Origin of the sequence: Bradyrhizobium sp. SZCCHNR1015, assembly GCF_032489875.1 — a bacterium.
Lineage (GTDB): Bacteria > Pseudomonadota > Alphaproteobacteria > Rhizobiales > Xanthobacteraceae > Bradyrhizobium.
In genome coordinates this window covers 64,019-85,692 of record NZ_JAUEYW010000006.1, presented here as the reverse complement: position 1 = coordinate 85,692, position 21,674 = coordinate 64,019, and the positions used below count along the sequence as shown (strand labels likewise).

Genomic DNA, 21,674 nt, shown 5'->3' with positions numbered 1-21,674 from the left:
GTCACGCTCCGTAGTTGCCGGTGCGGAAGTCCATCGCGAAGGCCGGCGAGGCCTTCCATTTGATCGACTTCGGCTTGGCGGTGAAGGTCGCGTTCTGGTGCAGCACCGTATAGGCGGGGTCCTCGCGCTCGGCGATCTCCAGCATGCGGCGGAACGCCTTCTTGCGCGCCTCGCGATCGGTCGAGGTTTCCAGGAACTCCGACAGCCGGTTGAGCTCGTCGTTGCTCCATTCGCCGACCTGCTGCTGCTGGCCGTTGGGGCCGTGCTGGGCGACCAGCGACGACACCGGATCGTTGAAGGCGGCCGAGTTCGACCAGTCGCGCACCGCGCGGGTCGGGCCGCGCTCCAGGATCTGCGACCAGTTCTCCTTGGTCTCGATCTGAACGTTGAGGCCGACCGCCTGCCACATCTCGACCAGCACCTGCGCGGTCGCGACCTGGTTGGTGTAGTAGTTGTTGAGCAGGCGATAGGGGATCGGGTCACCCTTGTAGCCGGCCTGCTTGAGCAGGTCCTGCGCCAGCTTCGGATCGAACGCCGGCACGCTCCAGTCGGCGATGAACATGTCGCCGTAGAACTCCCATTGCAGGCCCTTCGGCACCTGCGTGCGGCCGGCCCACAGGCTGTCGACGATGGCCTGGCGATCGATCGCATGGGTGAAGGCGCGGCGCACCAGGGGATTGGCGAGCTGCGGATGGTTCTTGTCGAACACGGTGAGACGGTGATTGAGGATGGTGCCGCCCTGGACCTCGAACGCCGCGTTCTTCTCGATGCCGGCGATCTGGTCCGGCGGGATGTCGCAGGCGAACTGGTATTCGCCGGACAGCAGGCCGTTGATGCGGCTCGCGACCTCCGGCACTTCCAGGAACCGGATGCGCTTCAGCGGCGGTCGGCCGCCCCAATATTCGTCATGAGCCTCGAGCGTCAGCGACACGTCGGGCTTGAATTCGACGATCTTGTAGGGACCGGTCGTGATCGGCTTGCGCGCCCAGTCGAGATAGCTCGCAGCCTCCTCCCAGCCGCGCCGGCTCATGATGTCGGAGCCGTAGCGCATCAGGCGGCCCTCGATGGTCACATCGGGCGTCGCGTTGACGAAGCGCACGGTGTATTTGTCGACGGCGTCGACGCGGACGAGGTCCGGCCACATCCGGCGCGCCACGCCGATCACGTCCGGCGGCAGCTCCTTGCCGGGGCGCGGCGTCGGGATCTTCTCGAACGCCTTGATGGTGGTGCGGCTCTTGGCTTCGCTGTCGCCGAACATGCGCTCGCGGCTGAACGAGAACACGACGTCCTCGGACGTCATCTCGTCGCCATTGTGGAACTTGACGCCCTGGCGCAGCTTCAGCTCGACGGTCTGGTCGTCGATGCGCTTCCACTCGGTGGCAAGGCCGGGGACGGCTTCGAGATTGCCGCGGAAGTTCTTCGAGATCAGGCTTTCCCACAGCGACGAGTAGAACACGCGCTCGCCGACATTGGACTGCTCGCGCAGCACGTCGAGCACGTTCGAGTTGGTCACCTTCTGTACGGCGATGGTGACCGAGGGACGGTTGTCGGCTTGCGCGATCGACACGCGCGGCAGGATGAAGCTGCCGCCGATCGCGGCGCCGGCGCCGAGCAGGCCGCGGCGGGTGAGCTTGGTCATGGCAATCTCTCTGTGGTCTGAGGTCGTCTGAAAGCGCGAACGTGGTGGCTTACTGAGCCAGCTCGAGCGAGGCGAGATACGCCGCGCCGGCCTTGACATGATCGTGGTTGCGCAGCTCGAGGATCAGGCGCGGATTGGAGGTGAGGCGGGCCAGCGCGCGAAACACCGCCACCCAGCGGATGTTGCCTTCACCGGGCGCCCAGTGGCGGTCGGCATAGCCATCGGTGTCCTGGAGATGCACGTGGGTCAGCATGTCGCCGGCGGCGTCGACGTAGTAGTCGACCGGCGGTGCGCCCGTCGAATGATGCGCGTAGTTGGCATGGCCGGTGTCGAGCGAGACGCGCACCTTGCTGCTGCCCAGCGCCTTCGCCAGGCCCACGCGATCGAGCGGATCCTTGTCCTCGATGTTCTCGATCACCAGCTCGCAATTGGCCTGTTCGGCGGAAGCGATCACATCGGAGAGCGTCGCCCTGACACGCTCGATCAGCGCCTCGCGGTTGTCCGGCAGCATGTCGATGTTGTTGTAGTCCCAGGTCGTGTAGGGCGAGTGGATCACCATCTGCGTGGCGCCGAGGAACTCGGCGACCTCGAGCCCCTGCAGCAGGCGCTTGGTGACGGCGCGGCGGATCATCGGATCGTGGCTAGCGATGGTGAAGCCCCAGAACGGCCCGTGGATGCCGAGCCGGCCGGTGTGGCCCGACAGCATCGACTTGATCTCCTTGGCGGTGCTGCGCCAGTCGCTGTCGAGCAGGTCCGCCCGGAAGAAGTCCTGGATTTCGAGATCGCGCTGGCGTTCGAGCAGCCAGTCGCGATGTGCGGGAATGGACTTGACGGAGAGGGCGGCGCCGAGCACCGGCAGCGTGGTAGTCATGTCGAGGAAACCCTTTCGAGGAAGCCCTTGGCCTGCGTGAGACCCGGCAAGCGCTAGCGGAGTTCGATGACGCTCCCATGAAGGGCTGTGGAGGACGACCGCGACATGTTGTGCCTGCGCCTGCACGAAGCCGGTCAGCAGATCAATCCCTGGGGTAGTCGCGCATTCGTCGCTGCTACTTGACGTAGCCGCGGGAATTGCAACAATGCGGCGAAAACGGGGAATTGGGATGACGGTGCGGCGGGCGATCCTTGGAACGGTACTTTCACTTCTGGCGCTGACGGCGATATCTGCGTTGAACGAGACTGCGCATGCGAAGGGGCCCTACGGCTCCGTCTCCGTGGCCGGTTGGTCGGGCGGCGCCTACACCGACGACAACACCGGGAAGTTCTCGAGCTGCATCGCATCCGCCAGCTACAAGAGCGGCATCAATTTCGGCGTCCTCGCGCTGCCGACCTACAACTGGGCTCTCGCCTTCATCCATCCTGGCTGGTCGCTCTCGCAGGGGCAGAAGTTTCCCATCGTGCTCAGCTTCGACGGGCGCAATTCCTACAATGTCGAGGGCTCGGTGTGGTCGGCCAACATGGTCGTCGTGCCGATGCCGAACGACTCCAGCCTGATCAAATCGTTCAGGGCGGCTCGGACGATGTCGGCCTTCGCGCAGGGCAACCTGTTCCAGTTCGATCTGAACGGCACGTCGGTGCTGCTGCCGTCGCTGGCGAATTGCGTGCGCATGATCAATGCCGGCGGATTGGCGGCAGCGACGAATTTCACGGTGCAGCCCGGTGCTCACTCGGCGCAGCGTCAGGCAGCTCCTGCCGGCGCCGCGCCCGCCGCAACCGCCAGCACGCAGCCGTCACGTGCCGCGGAGGATTCTCCCGAGCTGCAGTTGGAAGCGATGCAGATCGCCTCCAACTTCATCCTCAAGGCCTCGCTGTCGCATCCGGCCATTCTGGGCGGAGGCGAGCGGCCGGTGTGGCTGACATCGGGCGGGGTCGCCTGGAAGGCGGACAACGCCACCGGCTTCGTTCGGATCGTGCCGCCACAGCGCAATGTCGACGGCCTGGAAGTCGCTGCCACGATCATCGGCAACGACGCGCGCGACTGCAAGGGCAAGTTCATCTCGGCGCGCAACAGCGAGCTGGTCGACAGCGCCGTGGTGTTCCGCGGCATGTCCTCCTGCGAGGACAGCGAGAAGTCGGATATCGCCGAATACTTCATCTTCCCGCGCAAGGCCGGCGGCTTCGTGCTGTTCTCGGTGGTCACGCCCACCAGGCCGGTCGGTGGCGGCGGTGGCCAGCAGCTGCAGACGCGCGAGGAGGCCAACGCCAATTTCCGCAAGGCGGCCTACACCTCGATCGGCAAGTAGGCCACTTCCTGTCGCGGAGCCGTCAGCGGCTCACCCTCGCGCCCGCTTCGGCCGCCTGATCGCGCGCACCTTGCCGCTGTCGCCGCCGCCGCAATACAGGGTCTCTTCGCCGTCGGATTCCATGCCGGAGACGCCGGTGCCGGCGGGCATGTCGAGCTGGTCGAGCACCTCGCCGGTGGCGGGATCGATGCGCCTGATGTCGCTGACGTCGTCCTCCCAGGTGCCGTGCCAGAGCTCGCCGTCGACCCAGGTGACGCCGGTGACGAAGCGCGTGCACGGAATGCTGCGCAGGATCTTTCCGGTCGCAGGGTCGATCTGGTGGATCTTGCGATCGCGATAGGCGCCGACCCAGAGCGATCCCTCCGCCCAGGCAAGTCCGGAGTCGCCGCCACCCGAGGGCGCCGGGATGGTCGCGAGCACGCGGCCGTCGTCGGGATCGACCTTGTGAATGCGATCTTCCGCGATCTGATAGAGATGCCGGCCATCGAACGCCGTGCCGGCGTGAGAGGGGAGATCGATGGACGTCCGCACCGTGCCGTCGGCGGGATCGAACGCCTTGATGCTGCTGCCGGTCGCGATCCACACCTGCCGGCCGTCATAGCTGACGCCGTTGACGCGCTCGGCGCCGTCGAAGGGGCCGTACTCGCGAGTGATCTCCGCGGCTGCTCGTGTCATGTCTGCCATCCTCTGCTTCCGATGGACCCACGCTAGTCGAGCGACGACCACGCGGGGAGTAACAACGCCGTCGCGAATTCCCGCACGACCGGACAGGTCCAGCGTTGCGCGCGGCCGCGGCCGAACGACTGCACCTTCCCAGACGATGCGAGTTCGTCGAGGGCACGCTGCACCGTTCGCTGGCTTGCGCCCAGCGCCAGCGCGAGGCCGGAGCTCGACCAGGCCTCGCCATCGGCAAGGCAGGCGAGCACGGTGGCGTTGTCGTCCTCGATCGGCTGCGCCAGCACGACGACCTCGCGATCGTCACACGGCACCAGGGCGAAGCCGTCGCGCGTGGCATGGATCTCGGCGAGGCCTTGGAGCAACTGGCGCAGCCGTCCGATCTCGACGCGCAGGCGCGCGCGGTGCGACTCGTCGGCCTCCTTGCCGCGGAACGCATGCGCGATCAGCTCGGCCCGCGGCACGTCGTCGGGCGCTCCCTGGGCCAGTCGCCGGGCGAGTGCAAACAGCACCGGGCGCCGCGCCAGCGGCACGATCTGGCTCGCCTGGCGTACCGCCAGGCGGCAGGCATCGATGATCAGCCGGTCCGACCGCAACAGCCGCTCGACGTCGTCGAGCTGCAGCAGGCGTTCCTCGCCACGCCGGATCATCCGCGCCGCCGGTGCCGACAGCGCCGACGAGGCCCGCTCGATCTCCGCCCGGAGCTCGGGAATGCGGGCCTGCCGCGCCGACCGCGCGGCGCGTTCGAGCGCCGATCGCGCGGTCTTCGTTTGCAGCCGGCGCAAGGCCAGTCCGGCCACGATCAGTTCGTAGATCGTGCGGGCCGCCGGCAGCAGTGGCGAGGGATCGAGATCGGCGAGGCCACGCTCGGCGTCATCGAGGTGCCCGACCAGCACCATGCGCCTGATCTCGAGGCTGCGCGCATAGGCAGCGTTGGCGCGGTCGCCGTGCTGCTCCAGGGTCTCGCGCGCCGCCGCGAGCGACTTCGTCGGCCAGCCGAGGTCGCGCGCTGCAAGGGCGATCTCGGCCTCGGCGACGGCGCAGCGGGCGCGGGCCAGAACCGCCTTGGGACCGAAGCTTCGCGCGGCCTGCCGGAGCAGCGCCTTCGCGCGCCCGAAATCGCCAAGCCGCGCCATCGCGATGCCGCGCAGCGCCAGCGCCGGGGGATCATCGCGCAACGCGACCCGGTTCAATGCGCCGAGCGGATCGCCCGCGGCGAGCGCCTGCGCCGCCGCCGAGATCAGCGAGTCCATGCAAATCCCGCCATACTTGTCACTCCCGGTCGCTCTCCTGCCGATCCTAGTCTGAGCTGCGGTCAACACGCAAAAGGATGACGACCATGACCATGCATATCACCGGAACGCGCGAAGATTGGTTGAAGGCCCGGCTCGACCTGCTGCAAGCCGAGAAGGAACTCACCCGCCGCAGCGACGAGGTGGCGGAACGCCGCCAGGCCCTGCCATGGGTGCGCGTCGACAAGGCCTATCGCTTCGACACCGAGGACGGGCCGGCGACGCTGCCAGACCTATTCAAGGGCCGCTCGCAGCTGCTCGTCTATCACTTCATGTTCGGCCCCGACTTCCAGGCGGGCTGCCCGTCGTGCTCGATGATTGCCGACGGCTTCAACGGCTTCCAGGTCCATCTCGCCAATCACGACGTGATGCTGTGGGCGGTGTCGCGCGCACCATTGGCGAAACTGAAAGCCTACAAGGCGCGCATGGGCTGGAGCTTTCCCTGGGCGTCATCGGCGAGCAGCGACTTCAATTTCGACTTCAACGTCGCGATCACCGAGGAGCAGCAGCGCCAGGGCGGCAGCGAGTACAATTATCGCACCAGTCCCCCGCTCGGGGCGTCCGATGTGCCGGCGATGGTGGCGGAGATTGCCGCCGGCGCCGGGACCGACGGCGCGACCTTCATGCGCGACCGGCCGGGCATGAGCGCCTTCGTCCTCGAGGATGGTGTCGTCTATCACACCTATTCGAGCTATGCCCGCGGCCTCGACGGCCTCTGGGGCGCCTATCAATGGCTCGATCGCGCGCCCAAGGGGCGCAACGAGCAGGGCGTCTGGTGGCGGCGCCACGACGAATACGGCACACGCTAAGGAGCAGAGCCATGGCGTTCTTCCCGACCAGGATGCGCGTGATGCCCGACATCGCCAATGGTCTCCGCTACGCTGCGGCGCCGACCTTCGCGCTGATGGCGGTGCTGAACGCCATGGCCCGCGACGGCCGATCAGACGTGATCTGCTCGGCCATGCCGGCGGGTGCGCCGCTCGGCGACATGACCGTGATGTATCTCCTGATGAGCGCGTTCCATCTGGTGCCGTGGTTGAAGCGAATTGGAGGAAGCCTCCATAGGAATCGATGCGATGTGAGCTGATCGTCGACGCAGCAGTGAGCTATGCAGCTAAGAGTGTCCTTGCGGAGAGAGACCCTCACCCAAGCGAGTGTATGGATGAGCCGGCGATGCCCTCTCCCACAAGGGGCGAGGGCACTGCATTGTGCAGTCTTGCCGCGGCCCCAATTGGAACGCGTCGCTCGAGATCGCTTCAAGCGCGGTGGCCACTACTGCGCCCTCCCCTTGTGGGAGAGGGCATGTACGACAGAGCGGCAAACGCGCTTGGGTGGGGGTCTGTCTCCGCGATCCCGCTCGCAGAGGCGGCGCTGAGCGAGGCCACTTAGCTGGCGGCCACTTCTCACGCCTCCGCCGCCACCTTCAGCGCTTCCGCGCGAATTTCTTCCACCAGCCGCTCCTTGAGCGCTACGAATTCCGGCGAGGTCTTGACCTTGTAGGAGCGCGGATGCGGCAGCTCGATCTTGATGTCGGCCTTGATGCGGCCGGGCCGCGCGCTCATCACCAGCACGCGGCTGCCAAGGAAGATCGCCTCCTCGATGTCGTGGGTCACGAACAGCACCGTCTTCTGGTCGCGCTCCCAGATGCCGAGCAGCATCTCCTGCATCAGCACGCGCGTCTGGTTGTCGAGCGCACCGAACGGCTCGTCGAGCAGCAGGATCTTCGGATCATTGGCGAGCGCGCGGGCGATCGCGCAGCGCTGCTGCATGCCGCCGGAGAGCTGCTTGGGCCAGTGGTTCTCAAAACCCTTGAGGCCGATCTGCTGGATGAAGCGGTCGGCGATCGCGTTGCGTTCACTCTCCGGCACGCCGCGTTCGCGCAGGCCAAAGGCGATGTTTTCGCGCACGGTGAGCCAGGGAAACAGCGTGTAGGACTGGAACACCATGCCGCGATCGGCGCCGGGCCCTGTCACTTCACGGCCATCGAGCAGCACCTTGCCGCTGGTCGGATGATCGAGCCCGGCGACGATGCGCAGCAAGGTCGACTTGCCGCAGCCGGAGGGCCCCAGGATCGTGACGAAGTCGTTGTTGCCGATCGTGAGTTCGACCGGCTCCAGCGCGCGCGTCGGCGCATGTCCCTGGCGGGCCGGGAAGATGCGCGTGACGTTGTCGATGACGAGCGTGGTCATGCCAGCTTCCACGGGAACAGCCAGGCGTTGAACGCCTTGAATAGGAAGTCCGAGATCAGCCCGATCAGGCCGATGACGATGATGCCGAACATGATCTGCCCGGTGTTGAGCAGCGCCTGGCTGTCGGTGATCATGTGGCCGATGCCGGAGGACGAGCCGATCAGCTCGGCGACGATGACGTAGGTCCAGGCCCAGCCCAGCACGAGCCGCAGGATCTCGGCGATCTCAGGGGCCGCTGACGGCAGCAGCACCCGGCCGATGATGCCGCGATCGCTGGCACCGAGCGTATAGGCGGCTTCGACGAGATCGCGCCGCGTGTTGCCGACGGTCACCGTGATCATCAGGATGATCTGGAACACCGAGCCGATGAAGATGATCAGCAGCTTCTGCAGTTCGCCGATGCCGGCCCACAGGATCAGCAGCGGAATGAAGGCCGATGCCGGCAGATAGCGGGCGAACGAGACGAACGGCTCCAGGAACGCCTCGACCGGCTTGTAGGCGCCCATGAGCAGGCCCAGCGGAATGGCGATCACGGCCGCTAGCACGAAGCCGCCGACGACGCGCCAGACCGTCATGCCGATATCGTAGAGGAAGCCGAACTTGACCAGCAGATCCCAGCCCTCGTGCAGCATGGTCAAGGGATCGGCCAGGAAGGTCTTCGGCACGTAGCCGCCGAACGTCGCCAACGCCCACGCCGCGACGAACACGACGAAAAAGGCGAGGCCGAGCGCTGTTCTGGACCGGGCGCTGACGGGATCGAGAGGACGGATCACGGATCGGGCTTTCGGGTTGGATGCGGCCCGCGAGGTGACGCGGGCTGCGGATGGTGACCTCGAATGAGTGGGCTCAGGGGGCGGCGCCAATGCTGCGCACGATGCATCAAGCTCGTCATTGCGAGGAGCGAAGCGACGAAGCAATCCAGGGTCTCACCCTGGGCCCAGGATTGCTTCCGCCTTCGCTCTACGAGCTTCGGCGGACACGTCGCTTCGCTCGCAATGACGAAGTCACCCAGATCGCGCTTCTACTTGATGAAGCTCGCATCATAGAGATCCTCGATCTTCGGGATCTGCTTGATGATGCCGACCTCGAGCAGGAGCTCGGCCGCGTCCTTGTTGAAGGTCTTGAACTCGGTCTCGAAGAACTTCTGGCTCGCAGCCTTGTCCTGCCAGCGCAGATATTTGGCGGAATTGCCGAACTGATCGGCCGTCTGCTTCACATCGGCGCCCATGATCTCATAGGCCTTGGTCTGGTCCTTGGCGATCATGTCGAGCGCCTCGAAATAGCTGTCGGCGAGCGCCTTGGCGGCCTTCGGGTTCTCGGACAGGAATTTCGGCGTGCAGCCGAACGTGTCCATCACCATCGGATAGTCGAGCGTGGTGGCGATGATCTTGCCCTTGTCGGGGGCGGCGCGGACCGTCGAGAGATACGGCTCGTAGGTCATCGCGGCGTCGTTCTGGCCGGCGACGAAAGCCTGCGCGGCCGGGCCCGGCTCCATGTTGACGACGGTGACGTCCTTGATGCTCAGGCCGTTCTTCTTGAGCATCCAGGCCAGCCCGAAATAGGGCGAGGTGCCCGGCGCCGATGCTGCCACCGTCTTGCCCTTCAGGTCCTTGATCGAGGCGATGTCGTTGCGTACGGCCATGCCGTCGGCGCCGTAGCTCTTGTCGAGCTGGAAGATCTGCTTGGTGGCGACCCCGTTGGCGTTCCAGGAGATCCAGGTCTCGACCGTCGTCGCCGCGCACTGCACGTCGCCGGCGGCAATGGCGAGGTGGCGATCCTTCTGCGGGATCTTCTTGATGGTGACGTCGAGCCCGTTCTTCTTGAAGATGCCGGCCTCCTTCGCCAGCGTCAGCGGCGCGAAACCGGTCCAGCCGGAAATGCCGACGCCGACCTTGACGTCGTCGGCGTAGGCGGTCGTCGAGGCCAGGAGCGCGGCCGTTACTGCGAGAAGCCCTAGTCTGCGCATCGTCATCGTCCTTTGCTGTGAGAGGAAGCTTGTCGTGCGGCTCGCAGCCGTGATGGCTGCGATCTCCGCTTGTCTTTGCATGCGTGCTTGCAAATCCCGTGCTCAGATCGGGCGCGCATGAGCCGTCTCATTCGCTGCCCCTGAATCGTGCTACCAGGCGGTGCTGCTCGCCGGGATAGATCAGCCTGACAGCCGTGAGCGGCTGCCCCTTGCGCCAGGTGTGGCGCTCGATCACTAGGCAGGGTGCGCCGGTCGCGATGTCGAGACCTTCGGCAATTGTATCGTCGGCGACGATGGCGCTGATCGCGTGCTCAGCCTCGGTCCAGGGCACGTGATGCAGCAGCCATGAGCCTGGCGGATCGATCTTGAAGTCGGCCTTGGCTGCATCGGGCACCGCGTCGAGATCGATCAGGCGATCCTCGATTGCGAACGGGACGTTGTCGGCGCTGTGCCGGCAGCGGATCGCAATCACCTTGCACGGTTTCTTGACGCCGAGCCGCTCGCGATCGGCAGCATTGGCCGTGCGGCGGGTCGAGGAGATCAACTGATAGCCGTAGGCGCGGCCGAGCGCGCCGATCTCGGCGCGGATGTCGGGGATCTTCAGCACCGCCGACAGGAATTGCGGACGCCGCACGAACGTGCCGGCGCGACGTCGTCGCTCGATCAGGTCGGCCTGGGCGAGCTCTGAGAGCGCCTTGTTCACGGTCATGCGCGAGCAGCCGTAGCGCGCCATGATCTCGTGCTCGAACGGGATACGATGTCCGGGCGGCCATTCGCCGGTGAGGATGCGGCGCTCGATGTCCTGGCGGATCGTCTTGTAGAGCGTGCCGGCGCCCGGCTTGACGCGATCCTCGGCGAGGCTCATGCGAGCAGCCTCCGCACCGCCGTGTTGAAGCCGCGCCGGGCGGCCTCGCGCGAACGATGATGGCCGCCCTGGACGACCTTGGCGCCGCTCGCCCAGACACAGTCGATGGCGTCGTGCGATGTCGCGAAGATCCAGCCGTCGAGCAGCGCATCCTGCGTCCGCCCTGCGAGCGACGGATGCGACAGATCGAGCGTGACGATATCGGCACGGCCTCCGACCTGGAGCCCGGCGTTGGATTGCGCCAGCGCCTGAGCGCCGCCGGCGAGAGCGGCATCAAACAGCGTTCGGCCCGTCGACGCATGCGGGCCCGACGTCAGCACGTTGCGCTCGCGATGCGTCAGCCGCTGACCGTATTCGAGCTGGCGCAACTCGTCGCTGACGCCGACCAGCACGTTCGAGTCAGTGCCCACGCCAATGCGCCCGTGCGCGCGCAGATAGTCGCGCGCCGGGAAGATGCCGTCGCCGAGGCTGGCTTCGGTGATCGGGCAAAGGCCGGCCGTCGCGCCGCTCCGCGCGAGCGCCGCCGTTTCGTCGGCCGTCATGTGCGTGGCGTGGATCAGGCACCAGCGCGCATCGACGGTGTGGTGATCGAGCAGCCATTGCACCGGACGCCGGCTCGACCAGGCGAGGCATTCCTCGACCTCTTTGACCTGCTCGGCGGCATGGATGTGGATCGGGCCGCCGTCCGCGAGCGGCAGCAGCGCGCTCAACTCATCCGGCGCGACCGCGCGGAGGCTGTGCGGCGCGATGCCGAGATTGGCGCCGGGGAGCGCGCTGATCGCCTTGCGCGAGGCCGTCAGCAGCTTTGCGAACTGATCGACATCGCAGATGAAGCGCCGCTGGCCGTCATGCGGCGCCGCGCCGCCGAAGCCGCCATGCGCATAGAAGCTCGGCAGCAGCGTCAGGCCGATTCCGGATGTCTGGGCAGCCGCGGCGATGCGCACCGCCATCTCGGCGATATCGGCGTAAGGCGTGCCGTCGCGATCGTGGTGCAGATAATGGAATTCGCCGACCCGCGTGAAGCCGCGCTCGAGCATCTCGACATAGAGCAGCGTCGCGACCGCCTCGACATCCTCGGGACGCATCGACAGCGCGAAGCGGTACATCGTCTCGCGCCACGTCCAGAACGTGTCGGTGGAATGTCCGCTGACCTCGGCAAGCCCGGCCATGCCGCGCTGGAACGCGTGGCTGTGCAGACTGGCGATGCCGGGGATCGCGACCTCGTGTTGCTCGTCTTCTGAGGTCGGAGGCACGCCCGCCGAGACCTGCGCGATCGCGCCGTTGCTGATGACGACCTGCACGTCCTCGGCCCAACCCGTGGGCAGAAGCGCGGATGCGAAGTGCAGTGACGCCATGTTTGATAAGCCCGCTGGACAGAACGGCGGAAGCGAGTTTATGTATAGACATATCGCCCGTCAAGCTTTCGTGAAGGTGGGAGGCAACATGGCCGAGCGTTTCGACCGGATCTGGCGCAATGCGCGGCTGGCAACGCTGCGCGAGAGCGCGGCTGGTCTTGGCGTGATCGAGCAGGGCGTGGTCGCTGCCCGCGACGGCCGCATCGTCTTTGCTGGTCCGCAATCGGATTTCCCGGCCGACGCTGACGCGCCTGAGCTGATCGAATGCGACGGCCGCTGGATCACGCCGGGCCTCGTCGACTGCCACACGCATCTTATTTACGGCGGCGACCGTGCTCACGAGTTCGAGTTGCGTCTGGCGGGCGCAAGCTATGAGGAGATCGCGCGGGCGGGCGGCGGCATCGTGTCCACCGTGGCCGCCACGCGCGCCGCGAGCGAAGAAGCGCTCATCGCCAGCGCGATGCCGCGGCTCGATGCGCTGATCGCCGAGGGCGTCACCACGATCGAGATCAAGTCCGGCTACGGCCTGGAGACCGCGACCGAGCTGCGGCAATTGTCTGCAGCCCGCGCGCTCGGTGGCAGGCGGCCCGTCTCCGTGCGCACCAGCTTTCTCGGCGCTCATGCGCTGCCGGTCGAAGCGGATGGCGACAGGGATCGCTATATCGATCTCGTCTGCAACGAGATGCTGCCGGCAGTCGCCAAGTCCGGGCTCGCTGATGCCGTCGATGCCTTCATGGAGACCATCGCCTTCTCAGCGGCGCAGGCGACGCGTGTCTTTGCCGCGGCCAAGATGCACGGTCTGCCGGTCAAGCTACATGCCGATCAGCTTTCCAATCTCGGCGGCGCGGCGCTTGCGGCCGAGTTCGGCGCGTTGTCGGCCGATCATCTCGAGCATACCGACGAGGCTGGCGCGGCCGCGATGGCCCGGAGCGGCACTGTCGCCGTGCTGCTGCCCGGCGCGTTCTATTTCATCCGCGAGACGCAGAAGCCGCCAGTCGATCTGTTCCGCAAGCACGGCGCGAAGCTCGCGCTCGCGACCGACTGCAATCCCGGCTCGTCGCCGCTGACATCCTTGTTGCTGGCCATGAACATGGCGGCGACGCTGTTCCGGATGACCGTCGACGAATGCATCGCCGGCGTGACGCGCGAAGGCGCGCGTGCCTTGGGCGTATTGGGCGAGACCGGCACGCTCGAAGCCGGCAAGCGGTGCGATCTGGCGATATGGGACATCGGCCGTCCTGCTGAACTCGTCTATCGCATGGGCTTCAATCCCCTTCATCAGCGCGTCTGGAGAGGGCGATGAGCACGATCGTTGCGGCGCCCGGCCGCGTCGGCCTCGACGACCTCGCGCACGTCTACGCGGGCGCGCCGCTTGCGCTCGATCCGTCCTATTGGCCGCGCGTTGACGCTGCCGCGGCCATCGTCGCCAAGGCGGCGCAGGGCGCCGAGCCGGTCTATGGTATCAACACCGGCTTCGGCAAACTCGCCTCGAAACGCATCCCGCCGGAGCAGACCGCACAGCTCCAGCGCAACCTGATCCTGTCGCATTGCTGTGGTGTCGGGCCCGCCACGCCAGAGCCGGTCGTGCGGCTGATGATAGCGCTTAAAATCATCTCGCTCGGCCGCGGCGCCTCTGGCGTGCGCCGCGAGATCATCGAGCAATTGCAGGCGATGCTGGCGCAGGGTGTGTGTCCGTTTGTGCCACAGCAGGGCTCGGTCGGTGCGTCCGGCGATCTCGCGCCGCTCGCGCATATGACGGCGGTCATGATCGGGGAAGGCCAGGCCTTTCTTGACGGCCGGCTGGTGCCCGGGCGCGAGGCGCTCGCGTGTGCCGGACTTGCGCCGCTCACGCTCGGACCGAAGGAAGGGCTCGCGCTCATCAACGGCACGCAGTTCTCGACGGCCTATGCGCTCGCCGGCCTTTTCCGCGCGCATGATCTGCTCGACGCGGCGCTGGTGACGGGCGCGCTGTCGGTCGATGCCGCGATGGCCTCGACCGCGCCGTTTCGTCCCGAGATCCAGGCGCTGCGCGGCCATCCCGGGCAGATCGCGGCTGGCCGCGTTCTGACCGTGCTGCTCGACGGCAGCGATATCCGCTTATCGCATCTCGAAGGCGACGAGCGCGTGCAGGATCCGTATTGCCTGCGGTGCCAGCCGCAGGTCGCCGGCGCGGCGCTCGATCTGCTCACCCAGGCGGCGCGCACGCTCGTCACTGAAGCCAACGCCGTCACCGACAATCCGCTGGTGCTGGTCGAGACCGGCGAGATCATCTCGGGCGGTAATTTCCACGCCGAGCCGGTGGCGTTTGCCGCCGATCAGATCGCGCTGGCGCTGTCCGAGCTCGGCGCGATCAGCGAGCGGCGCATCGCGACGCTGGTCGACCCCGCGCTGAATTTCGGCCTGCCGCCGTTCCTGACGCCGGAGCCCGGACTCAATTCCGGTTTCATGATCGCGGAGGTGACGGCGGCAGCGCTATTTGCCGAGAACAAGCAGCGTGCGCTGCCCTGCTCGATCGACTCCACGCCGACCAGTGCCAATCAGGAAGATCACGTCTCGATGGCCGCGCACGCGGCGCGGCGGCTGCACGACATGGCAGACAATCTCGCTGCGATCATCGGCATCGAGCTGCTCGTCGCCGCCCAAGGCATCGAGCTGCGAGCGCCGCACAGTACCAGCGCGGCGCTGTCTGCTGTCATTGCCGCGCTTCGCGCGCATGTGCCGGCGCTGGAGCACGACCGCTACATGGCCGACGATCTCGCCAAGGCCGCCGCGCTTGTCAGCGGCGGTGTGCTGGCCGGGGTTGCGACGCATGCACTCGGACGCGATCCGTTCCCCAAGCTTGGATGAGAGGGACCCATGAACCGACGCCTGGACAATGAGCGGGTGATCCGCGCGCCCCATGGCAGCGAGATCAGCGCCAAGAGCTGGCTCACCGAAGCGCCGCTGCGCATGCTGATGAACAATCTCGATCCTGACGTGGCCGAGAAGCCCAGCGAACTGATCGTCTATGGCGGCATCGGCCGCGCCGCGCGCGACTGGGACAGCTTTGATCGCATCGTTGCCTCCTTGCGCAAGCTCGAGGCGGACCAGACGCTGGTCGTGCAGTCGGGCAAGCCGGTCGGCATCTTCCGCACCCATCCCGATGCGCCGCGCGTGCTGATCGCCAACTCCAACATTGTGCCGCATTGGGCGACGCTCGACCACTTCAACGCGCTCGATAAAATGGGCCTGATGATGTACGGCCAGATGACGGCCGGCTCCTGGATCTACATCGGCAGCCAGGGCATCGTGCAGGGCACCTACGAGACGTTCGTCGAGGTCGGCCGCCGCCACTACAATGGCGATCTCGCCGGCAAATGGATTCTGACAGCTGGCCTCGGGGGTATGGGCGGTGCGCAGCCATTGGCCGCGACGATGGCTGGCGCTTCGATGCTCGCGGTCGAATGCCAGCCGAGCCGCATCGAGATGCGGCTGCGCACCGGTTATCTCGATCGCCAGGCCGCCTCGCTCGACGAGGCCCTGGCGCTCATGGCCGAGGCTGCCAACATCAAGAAGGCGGTGTCCGTCGGCCTGCTTGGCAACGCCGCCGAGATCTTCCCGGAGCTCGTGCGCCGCGGCGTCCGCCCCGACATCGTCACGGATCAGACCAGCGCGCACGATCCGATCAACGGCTATCTGCCGAAGGGTTGGACGCTTGCCGAATGGGAGGCCAAGCGCGCGTCTGATCCCAAGACGGTCGAGCAGGCGTCGAAGACGTCGATGGTCGGCCACGTCCAGGCCATGCTGGATTTTCACGCCATGGGCATTCCGACGCTCGACTACGGCAACAACATCCGCCAGATGGCCAAGGACATGGGCCTTGCCAATGCGTTCGACTTTCCGGGCTTCGTGCCGGCCTATATCCGTCCGCTGTTCTGCCGCGGCATCGGCCCGTTCCGCTGGGCGGCTTTGTCCGGCGATCCCGAGGACATCTACAAGACGGACGCCAAGGTGAAGGAGCTGCTGCCCGACAACAAGCATCTGCACAACTGGCTCGACATGGCGAGGCAGCGCATCAAGTTCCAGGGCCTGCCGGCGCGGATCTGCTGGGTCGGGCTCGGCGACCGCCATCGCCTCGGGCTTGCCTTCAACGAGATGGTGGCCCGCGGCGAATTGAAGGCGCCGATCGTGATCGGCCGTGACCATCTCGATTCCGGCTCGGTGGCGAGCCCGAACCGCGAGACCGAGGCGATGAAGGATGGCTCGGACGCAGTGTCGGACTGGCCGCTGCTCAACGCACTGCTCAATTGTGCCAGCGGCGCCACCTGGGTGTCGTTGCATCATGGCGGCGGCGTCGGCATTGGCTATTCGCAGCATGCCGGCATGGTGATCGTCGCCGACGGCACGGCGGACGCTGCGCGGCGGCTGGAACGCGTGCTGTGGAACGACCCGGCGACCGGCGTGATGCGCCACGCCGATGCCGGCTATGAGGACGCCATCGCCTGCGCCGAGGCCAATGGTCTCGATCTGCCGAGCCTCGTCCGTTAAGCGCTGATGGGTTGAAGAGCGGCCCCTGATTGTGGTCTCATGCTGGCAACGCGGCGGGAACGCGTCGCGGCGCAGGGGACGCTCATGGGAATCGCCTTTCCGTTCTCGGCCATCGTCGGCCAGGACGAGATGAAGCTGGCGCTGATGATCGCTGCCGTCGATCCGAAGGTTGGCGGCGTGCTGGCCTTTGGCGATCGCGGCGCCGGAAAATCCACCGCGGTGCGCGCGCTCGCCGCGCTCTTGCCGCCGATGAGCGCCGTGATAGGCTGTCCCTATCAATGCGATCCGGCCGACGTCGCCGCGCAATGTGCCGCGTGTCGCGCGCGCTCCAAGCCGAGCGGCAAGACAAAGAAGCCGGCGGCGTTGAAGGTGCACCAGGTGCCGGTTCCGGTCATCGACCTGCCGCTCGGCGCCACCGAGGACCGCGTCGTCGGCGCGCTCGATCTCGAGCGTGCGCTGGCGCATGGCGAGAAGTCGTTCGAGCCGGGGCTGCTCGCGCGCGCCAATCGCGGCTTTCTCTATATCGACGAGGTCAATCTGCTGGAGGATCATCTCGTCGATCTCCTGCTCGACGTCGCCGCGTCAGGCGAGAACGTGGTCGAGCGCGACGGTCTCAGCATCCGCCATCCCGCCCGCATCGTGCTGGTCGGCACCGGCAATCCGGAGGAGGGCGAGTTGCGGCCGCAATTGCTCGATCGCTTTGGCCTCTCGGTCGAGGTCAAGACGCCCAATGATCTGCCGACGCGCATCGAGGTGATCAAGCGGCGCGATGCCTTCGAGACCGATCCCACCGCCTTCGTTGCGCATTGGGAGAAGGAGGAGGCGAAGCAGCGCAAGCGTATCCTCGCGGGCCGTGAGCACATCGGAGCGGTCAAGGTCGCCGATCGTGAACTCGAGCAGGCCGCACGCCTCTGCATGGCGCTCGGCACCGATGGCCTGCGTGGCGAACTCACCTTGATGCGGGCGGCGCGCGCGGTGGCGGCGCTGGAGGGCGCAAGGGCGATCGATGACCGCCATCTGAAGACGGTCGCGCCGATGGCGTTGCGGCACCGTCTCAGGCGCAATCCGCTCGATGATTCCGGCTCGTCGGTGCGGGTCGAGCGCGCGCTCGACGAGCTGTTCGCGCCGTGAGCGATGGCGCCGCGATCTGGGCCGATGCGATGATCGCGGCCGCTCTGGCCGCGATCGACCCGTCCGCATCGGTGCTGCTGCGTGCGGGCGCAGGTCCGGTGCGCGAGCAGTGGCTGGAGCTGTTGCACGAGCTGATGCCGTCGTCGACACCCCTGCGCAAGCTGCCGCCGTCGATCTCGGACGATCGCCTGCTTGGCGGCCTCGATCTCGCCGCGACATTGCAGGCGGGGCGGCCGGTGCTGCAACGTGGGCTGCTCGCCGATGCCGACGGCGGCGGGCTGATCGCCATGATGGCCGAGCGCATGTCGCGGTCGACGGTCGCACATCTCTGTGTTGCCGTCGACACCGGGGCTATCAGCATCGAGCGCGATGGCATGTCGCTGCGCGCACCGGCTCGGCTCGGACTGATTGCGCTCGACGAGGGCATCGGTGATGAGCGCGTGTCGCCTGCCTTGGCCGACCGCCTGGCCTGCCATCTCGATCTCAGCAAAGTTGCGCGCGTCGATCTTGGCGAGAGCCTGTTCAAATCGTCCGACATTGCAGCAGCGCGTGCGCTGCTGCCGCAGGTCCGTTCGTCGGACGAGGCGATCGCGGCGCTGACGATGACGGCGTGCGCGCTCGGCATCGACTCGCTGCGCGCGCCGCTGCTCGCCTGTCGCGTCGCGCGCATCGCAGCGGCGCTTGATGGCAAGGTCGAAGTCGCAGACTCGCACGTCGCCTGCGCCGCGCGGCTGGTGCTGGCGCCGCGCGCCACCCGGCTGCCTGCAGCGGATGACGAGACCGAGAACAGCGAGGCGCCGGAGCCCGAGAATGAGTCGGCCGAGAGTGAGGACGACGACCGCAGCGAGAACGGTCCGCTCGAGGATCGCGTGCTCGAAGCGGCGCAGGCGGCCATTCCACTCGACCTGCTGAAGCGGCTGCAGGAGGAGCGCGCGACCCGAATCCGCAGCAGCAGCGTCAGCAAGCAGGGCACCGCTCAGAAGGCGCCGAAGCGCGGCCGTCCGATCGGCGCGCGACGCGGCGAATGGCGCGCCGGGGCGCGGCTCAACGTGCTCGAGACCTTGCGCGCGGCAGCGCCGTGGCAGCCGCTGCGGCGGCGGACGCAACGTTCCGGCAAGAGCGGCCGGCTGATCGTGCACAAGGACGACATTCGCATCACCCGCTTCAAGCAGCGCTCGGGCACCACGACGATCTTCGTCGTCGATGCCTCCGGCTCCTCGGCCTTGCAGCGGCTTGCGGAAGTGAAGGGCGCCGTCGAGCTGCTGCTGGCCGAATGCTACATTCGCCGCGACGAGGTCGCGCTGATCGCGTTTCGCGGCAAGGGCGCCGAGCTCCTGCTGCCGCCGACGCGCTCGCTGACGCGCGCCAAGCGCAGTCTCGCGGCGCTGCCCGGCGGCGGCGGCACGCCGCTGTCGGCGGCGATCTTCGCCGCGACCGAGCTCGCGCTCGCCGTGAAGGCCAAGGGCCAGGCGCCGACCATCGTGCTGATGACCGACGGCCGGGCCAATGTCGCGCGCGATGGCGGCGGCCGCAGTGAGGCCGAGGCGGAGGCGCTGGTCGCCGCGAAGCAGCTCGCGCTGACCGGCATTCCGGTCGTGCTGGTCGATTCCTCGCCTCGCCCGCAGGACAAGGCCGCGCAGCTCGCCGGTGCGATGCAAGCGCGTTACGTCGCGCTGCCTCATGCCGATGCCGCACGATTGTCGCAGGCCGTCATGGCGCAAGCCGGCCGCGGCTGACGGCGCTGGAACCCGCGGCGTCAAGCGGCGTTCCAACGGTGACTGACAAGACGTTCGGTCATCGCTATGCTCGTCCCGGTCGGTCGGCAGTGGTGGACTCTGCTATCCGCAGGAAAAAGCCAGACAGGAGCACGCCATGCAGGTCGCTTCGACCACACAGAGTGATCATGCCTCTGCTCCGGGCGTGGTCACGATGCCCCCGCCGTTGTCCGCGCCGCGCTTCGAACTTACGGATGCGCGCGTCGGACGCATCACCTGCTATGGCGATGGCCCGGCGGCGCCGAGCGATCGACGGCCGCTGTTGCTCATTCACAGCGTCAACGCCGCGGCGACGGCCTACGAGATGAAGCCGCTGTTCGAGCACTACCGCCAGACGCGTCCCGTCTATGCGCTCGATCTGCCGGGCTTCGGCCTGTCCGACCGTGTCGATCGCATCTACACACCGCGCATCATGACCGACGCGATCCTGCTCGCGGCGAACGAGATTCGCCGCCGTCATGGCGACGCCGCGATCGACGCCATCGCGCTGTCGCTCGGCTGCGAGTTCGCCGCGCGCGCCGGCACGGAGGCGCCGAACCTGTTTCGCACCTTGGCGCTGCTCAGCCCGACCGGCTTCGATCGCCGCGCCGAGGCCGCGGCCAAGACGGCTGGCAACAAGGACACGACCCGCGCCATGCCGTGGGTGCGCAACATCCTCAACGTCCCCCTGTGGAAGCATGGATTCTTCACCCTGCTGACCTCGCGCGCCAGCATTCGCTTTTTCCTGCAGAAGACCTTTGGTCGCAAGGACATCGACGAGGGCCTTTTGGAATACGACTACATCACCACGCACCAGCCCGGCGCCGAGAACGCGCCGTATTCGTTCGTCTCCGGCTATCTGTTCAGCACCAATGCCGTGAAGCTCTACCAGGCACTGGCGATGCCGGTCTGGATGGTGCATGGCGTGCGCGGCGATTTCGTCGACTATCACGGCAAGCACGCCGTCGAGGCTCTGCCCAACTGGCGGATCGAGGTGATGCAGACCGGGGCAATGCCGCATTTCGAACAGCTTGATAAAGTCGTCGCCAGCTACGATGATTTCCTGACGCGCGCGGCCGATCGTTGACGGTGCCGGCGGCGTCCAACCGCGTGGGCCGGCATGAGCGACAAGCCGAACTGGAGCGTCGACGGCAGCGACTGGCCCAACCGGGCGGCCAGCCGCTTCGTCGAGGCCGCGGGCCTGCGCTGGCACGTTCAGATCATGGGCGAGGGGCCGGTCGCGCTGCTCGCCCACGGCACGGGAGCCGCGACCCATTCCTGGCGCGATCTCGCGCCGCTGCTCGCCAAGCACTTCACCGTCGTCGCGCCGGATCTCTCCGGCCACGGCTTCACCTCCACGCCGCATTGGCGCCGGCTGTCGCTCGACGGCATGTCGCGCGATCTCGCTGGCCTCTGCGAGAAGCTTGCGATCGCGCCTGAAATCGCGATCGGCCATTCCGCGGGCGCGGCGATCCTGACCCGCATGACGCTCGATGGCCTGATCACGCCGAAGCTGATCGTCAGCCTCAACGGCGCCTATCTGCCGTTCGGCGGCGCGGCCGCGCAGTTCCTGTCGCCGCTCGCCAAGATGATGGCGCTCAATCCGCTGGTGCCGCGGCTGTTCGCCTGGCGGGGCCGCGATCCGGCGGCGGTGCATCGGCTGCTGAAGGGGACCGGCTCGACGATCGACGCGACAGGCGAGCGGCTGTATCGGCGGCTGGTCGGCAGCCCCGGCCATGTCGGCGCCGCGCTCGAAATGATGGCGAACTGGGACCTGCATCCGCTTGGGCGCGAGCTGCCGCGGTTGAAGACCGCGCTGCTTCTGGTCGCGGCCGCGCATGACCGTGCCATTCCGCCAGACGTCGCGCGTCGCGTCCAGCAATCGGTGCCTCAGGCGCAGCTCGAACTCATTGATGGCCTTGGTCATTTGGCCCATGAGGAGCAGCCGGCGAGGATTGCGGGCCTGATCGTCAACGCCGCCGAGCGCGCCGGCGTGCTCGCAGTGCAGCAGGAAATGTCAAATTAGATTGACATTTTTTGG

At 67.0% G+C, this 21,674-nt stretch carries 19 protein-coding genes; 10 read left to right on the top strand and 9 right to left on the bottom strand.

Annotated elements, in window-relative coordinates:
* Position 1 precedes the first annotated feature (1 nt).
* Complete coding sequence (locus QX128_RS12055; RefSeq protein WP_315803414.1) at positions 2-1,639, bottom strand: ABC transporter substrate-binding protein; 1,638 nt, start codon at positions 1,637-1,639, stop codon at positions 2-4.
* A 49-nt stretch (positions 1,640-1,688) separates the two neighbouring features.
* Positions 1,689-2,510, bottom strand: a complete 822-nt coding sequence (locus QX128_RS12050; RefSeq protein ID WP_315803415.1) for a sugar phosphate isomerase/epimerase family protein — start codon at positions 2,508-2,510, stop codon at positions 1,689-1,691.
* A 229-nt stretch (positions 2,511-2,739) separates the two neighbouring features.
* Between QX128_RS12050 and QX128_RS12045 the strand changes: the two genes are divergently transcribed.
* Positions 2,740-3,879 carry a hypothetical protein gene (locus QX128_RS12045; protein WP_316237543.1) on the top strand — a complete coding sequence of 380 codons (1,140 nt, stop codon included), beginning with the start codon at positions 2,740-2,742 and terminating at the stop codon, positions 3,877-3,879.
* A 30-nt stretch (positions 3,880-3,909) separates the two neighbouring features.
* Here the strand turns inward: QX128_RS12045 and QX128_RS12040 are convergent, their stop codons facing one another.
* Both QX128_RS12040 and QX128_RS12035 read right to left on the bottom strand, forming a co-directional pair.
* Positions 3,910-4,554 (bottom strand): PQQ-binding-like beta-propeller repeat protein, encoded by a 645-nt coding sequence (locus QX128_RS12040; protein ID WP_315803417.1) that lies wholly within the window; start codon positions 4,552-4,554, stop codon positions 3,910-3,912.
* Positions 4,555-4,586: 32 nt separating this feature from the next.
* Complete coding sequence (locus tag QX128_RS12035) at positions 4,587-5,807, bottom strand: helix-turn-helix domain-containing protein (RefSeq protein WP_316237542.1); 1,221 nt, start codon at positions 5,805-5,807, stop codon at positions 4,587-4,589.
* An 86-nt stretch (positions 5,808-5,893) separates the two neighbouring features.
* On the opposite strand from QX128_RS12035, the gene QX128_RS12030 reads away from it, so the two are divergent.
* Entirely contained in the window at positions 5,894-6,655 is a 762-nt protein-coding gene (locus QX128_RS12030) for a DUF899 domain-containing protein (protein WP_316237541.1), read from the top strand.
* An 11-nt stretch (positions 6,656-6,666) separates the two neighbouring features.
* The gene (locus QX128_RS12025; RefSeq protein ID WP_315803420.1) at positions 6,667-6,933 is read left to right on the top strand and encodes a hypothetical protein; all 267 of its coding nucleotides are present in this window, start codon (positions 6,667-6,669) and stop codon (positions 6,931-6,933) included.
* Between the two features lie 316 nt (positions 6,934-7,249).
* Here QX128_RS12025 and QX128_RS12020 read toward each other — a convergent pair whose 3' ends face one another.
* From QX128_RS12020 to QX128_RS12000, 5 genes are all read right to left on the bottom strand, one after another.
* Entirely contained in the window at positions 7,250-8,035 is a 786-nt protein-coding gene (locus QX128_RS12020; protein ID WP_315803421.1) for an ABC transporter ATP-binding protein, read from the bottom strand.
* Positions 8,032-8,805 carry an ABC transporter permease gene (locus QX128_RS12015; protein ID WP_316237655.1) on the bottom strand — a complete coding sequence of 258 codons (774 nt, stop codon included), beginning with the start codon at positions 8,803-8,805 and terminating at the stop codon, positions 8,032-8,034. Before QX128_RS12015 ends, QX128_RS12020 begins: the two co-directional genes overlap by 4 nt.
* 251 nt (positions 8,806-9,056) lie before the next feature.
* Positions 9,057-10,001: an ABC transporter substrate-binding protein gene (locus QX128_RS12010; RefSeq protein WP_315803422.1), complete on the bottom strand. Its 945-nt coding sequence runs from the start codon at positions 9,999-10,001 to the stop codon at positions 9,057-9,059.
* Positions 10,002-10,128: 127 nt separating this feature from the next.
* Entirely contained in the window at positions 10,129-10,866 is a 738-nt protein-coding gene (hutC, locus tag QX128_RS12005) for a histidine utilization repressor (RefSeq protein WP_315803423.1), read from the bottom strand.
* The gene (locus QX128_RS12000) at positions 10,863-12,221 is read right to left on the bottom strand and encodes a formimidoylglutamate deiminase (RefSeq protein WP_315803424.1); all 1,359 of its coding nucleotides are present in this window, start codon (positions 12,219-12,221) and stop codon (positions 10,863-10,865) included. The genes hutC and QX128_RS12000 overlap by 4 nt, the downstream gene beginning before the upstream one ends.
* Positions 12,222-12,309: 88 nt before the next feature.
* Here QX128_RS12000 and hutI point away from each other — a divergent pair, with 88 nt between their 5' ends.
* The 7 genes from hutI (at position 12,310) to bchO (ending at position 21,659) form a co-directional block, all read left to right on the top strand.
* Positions 12,310-13,524 carry an imidazolonepropionase gene (gene hutI / locus QX128_RS11995; RefSeq protein WP_315803425.1) on the top strand — a complete coding sequence of 405 codons (1,215 nt, stop codon included), beginning with the start codon at positions 12,310-12,312 and terminating at the stop codon, positions 13,522-13,524.
* The gene (hutH, locus tag QX128_RS11990) at positions 13,521-15,068 is read left to right on the top strand and encodes a histidine ammonia-lyase (RefSeq protein WP_316237540.1); all 1,548 of its coding nucleotides are present in this window, start codon (positions 13,521-13,523) and stop codon (positions 15,066-15,068) included. Before hutI ends, hutH begins: the two co-directional genes overlap by 4 nt.
* Positions 15,069-15,077: 9 nt before the next feature.
* The gene (hutU, locus tag QX128_RS11985) at positions 15,078-16,748 is read left to right on the top strand and encodes a urocanate hydratase (RefSeq protein WP_316237539.1); all 1,671 of its coding nucleotides are present in this window, start codon (positions 15,078-15,080) and stop codon (positions 16,746-16,748) included.
* Positions 16,749-16,832: 84 nt separating this feature from the next.
* Positions 16,833-17,879, top strand: a complete 1,047-nt coding sequence (gene bchI, locus QX128_RS11980) for a magnesium chelatase ATPase subunit I (protein ID WP_316237538.1) — start codon at positions 16,833-16,835, stop codon at positions 17,877-17,879.
* Entirely contained in the window at positions 17,876-19,615 is a 1,740-nt protein-coding gene (locus tag QX128_RS11975; RefSeq protein ID WP_316237537.1) for a magnesium chelatase subunit D, read from the top strand. Before bchI ends, QX128_RS11975 begins: the two co-directional genes overlap by 4 nt.
* Before the next feature lie 136 nt (positions 19,616-19,751).
* Positions 19,752-20,720 (top strand): alpha/beta hydrolase, encoded by a 969-nt coding sequence (locus tag QX128_RS11970; protein ID WP_316237536.1) that lies wholly within the window; start codon positions 19,752-19,754, stop codon positions 20,718-20,720.
* Between the two features lie 33 nt (positions 20,721-20,753).
* A complete protein-coding gene (bchO, locus tag QX128_RS11965; protein WP_316237535.1) occupies positions 20,754-21,659 on the top strand; it encodes an alpha/beta fold hydrolase BchO in 906 nt (301 codons plus the stop codon).
* Positions 21,660-21,674 lie beyond the last annotated feature (15 nt).

Bases quoted from the DNA above. Each gene is read 5' to 3' on its own strand.
- QX128_RS12000 (WP_315803424.1), bottom strand. From the start codon at position 12,221: ATGGCGTCACTGCACTTCGCATCCGCGCTTCTGCCCACGGGTTGGGCC.
- hutI (WP_315803425.1), top strand. From the start codon at position 12,310: ATGGCCGAGCGTTTCGACCGGATCTGGCGCAATGCGCGGCTGGCAACG.
- bchO (WP_316237535.1), top strand. From the start codon at position 20,754: ATGAGCGACAAGCCGAACTGGAGCGTCGACGGCAGCGACTGGCCCAAC.
- QX128_RS12025 (WP_315803420.1), top strand. From the start codon at position 6,667: ATGGCGTTCTTCCCGACCAGGATGCGCGTGATGCCCGACATCGCCAAT.
- QX128_RS12040 (WP_315803417.1), bottom strand. From the start codon at position 4,554: ATGACACGAGCAGCCGCGGAGATCACTCGCGAGTACGGCCCCTTCGAC.
- QX128_RS12055 (WP_315803414.1), bottom strand. From the start codon at position 1,639: ATGACCAAGCTCACCCGCCGCGGCCTGCTCGGCGCCGGCGCCGCGATC.
- QX128_RS12020 (WP_315803421.1), bottom strand. From the start codon at position 8,035: ATGACCACGCTCGTCATCGACAACGTCACGCGCATCTTCCCGGCCCGC.
- hutU (WP_316237539.1), top strand. From the start codon at position 15,078: ATGAACCGACGCCTGGACAATGAGCGGGTGATCCGCGCGCCCCATGGC.
- QX128_RS12010 (WP_315803422.1), bottom strand. From the start codon at position 10,001: ATGCGCAGACTAGGGCTTCTCGCAGTAACGGCCGCGCTCCTGGCCTCG.
- QX128_RS12030 (WP_316237541.1), top strand. From the start codon at position 5,894: ATGACCATGCATATCACCGGAACGCGCGAAGATTGGTTGAAGGCCCGG.
- QX128_RS12035 (WP_316237542.1), bottom strand. From the start codon at position 5,807: ATGGACTCGCTGATCTCGGCGGCGGCGCAGGCGCTCGCCGCGGGCGAT.
- QX128_RS11970 (WP_316237536.1), top strand. From the start codon at position 19,752: ATGCAGGTCGCTTCGACCACACAGAGTGATCATGCCTCTGCTCCGGGC.
- QX128_RS12045 (WP_316237543.1), top strand. From the start codon at position 2,740: ATGACGGTGCGGCGGGCGATCCTTGGAACGGTACTTTCACTTCTGGCG.
- QX128_RS12050 (WP_315803415.1), bottom strand. From the start codon at position 2,510: ATGACTACCACGCTGCCGGTGCTCGGCGCCGCCCTCTCCGTCAAGTCC.
- hutH (WP_316237540.1), top strand. From the start codon at position 13,521: ATGAGCACGATCGTTGCGGCGCCCGGCCGCGTCGGCCTCGACGACCTC.
- hutC (WP_315803423.1), bottom strand. From the start codon at position 10,866: ATGAGCCTCGCCGAGGATCGCGTCAAGCCGGGCGCCGGCACGCTCTAC.
- bchI (WP_316237538.1), top strand. From the start codon at position 16,833: ATGGGAATCGCCTTTCCGTTCTCGGCCATCGTCGGCCAGGACGAGATG.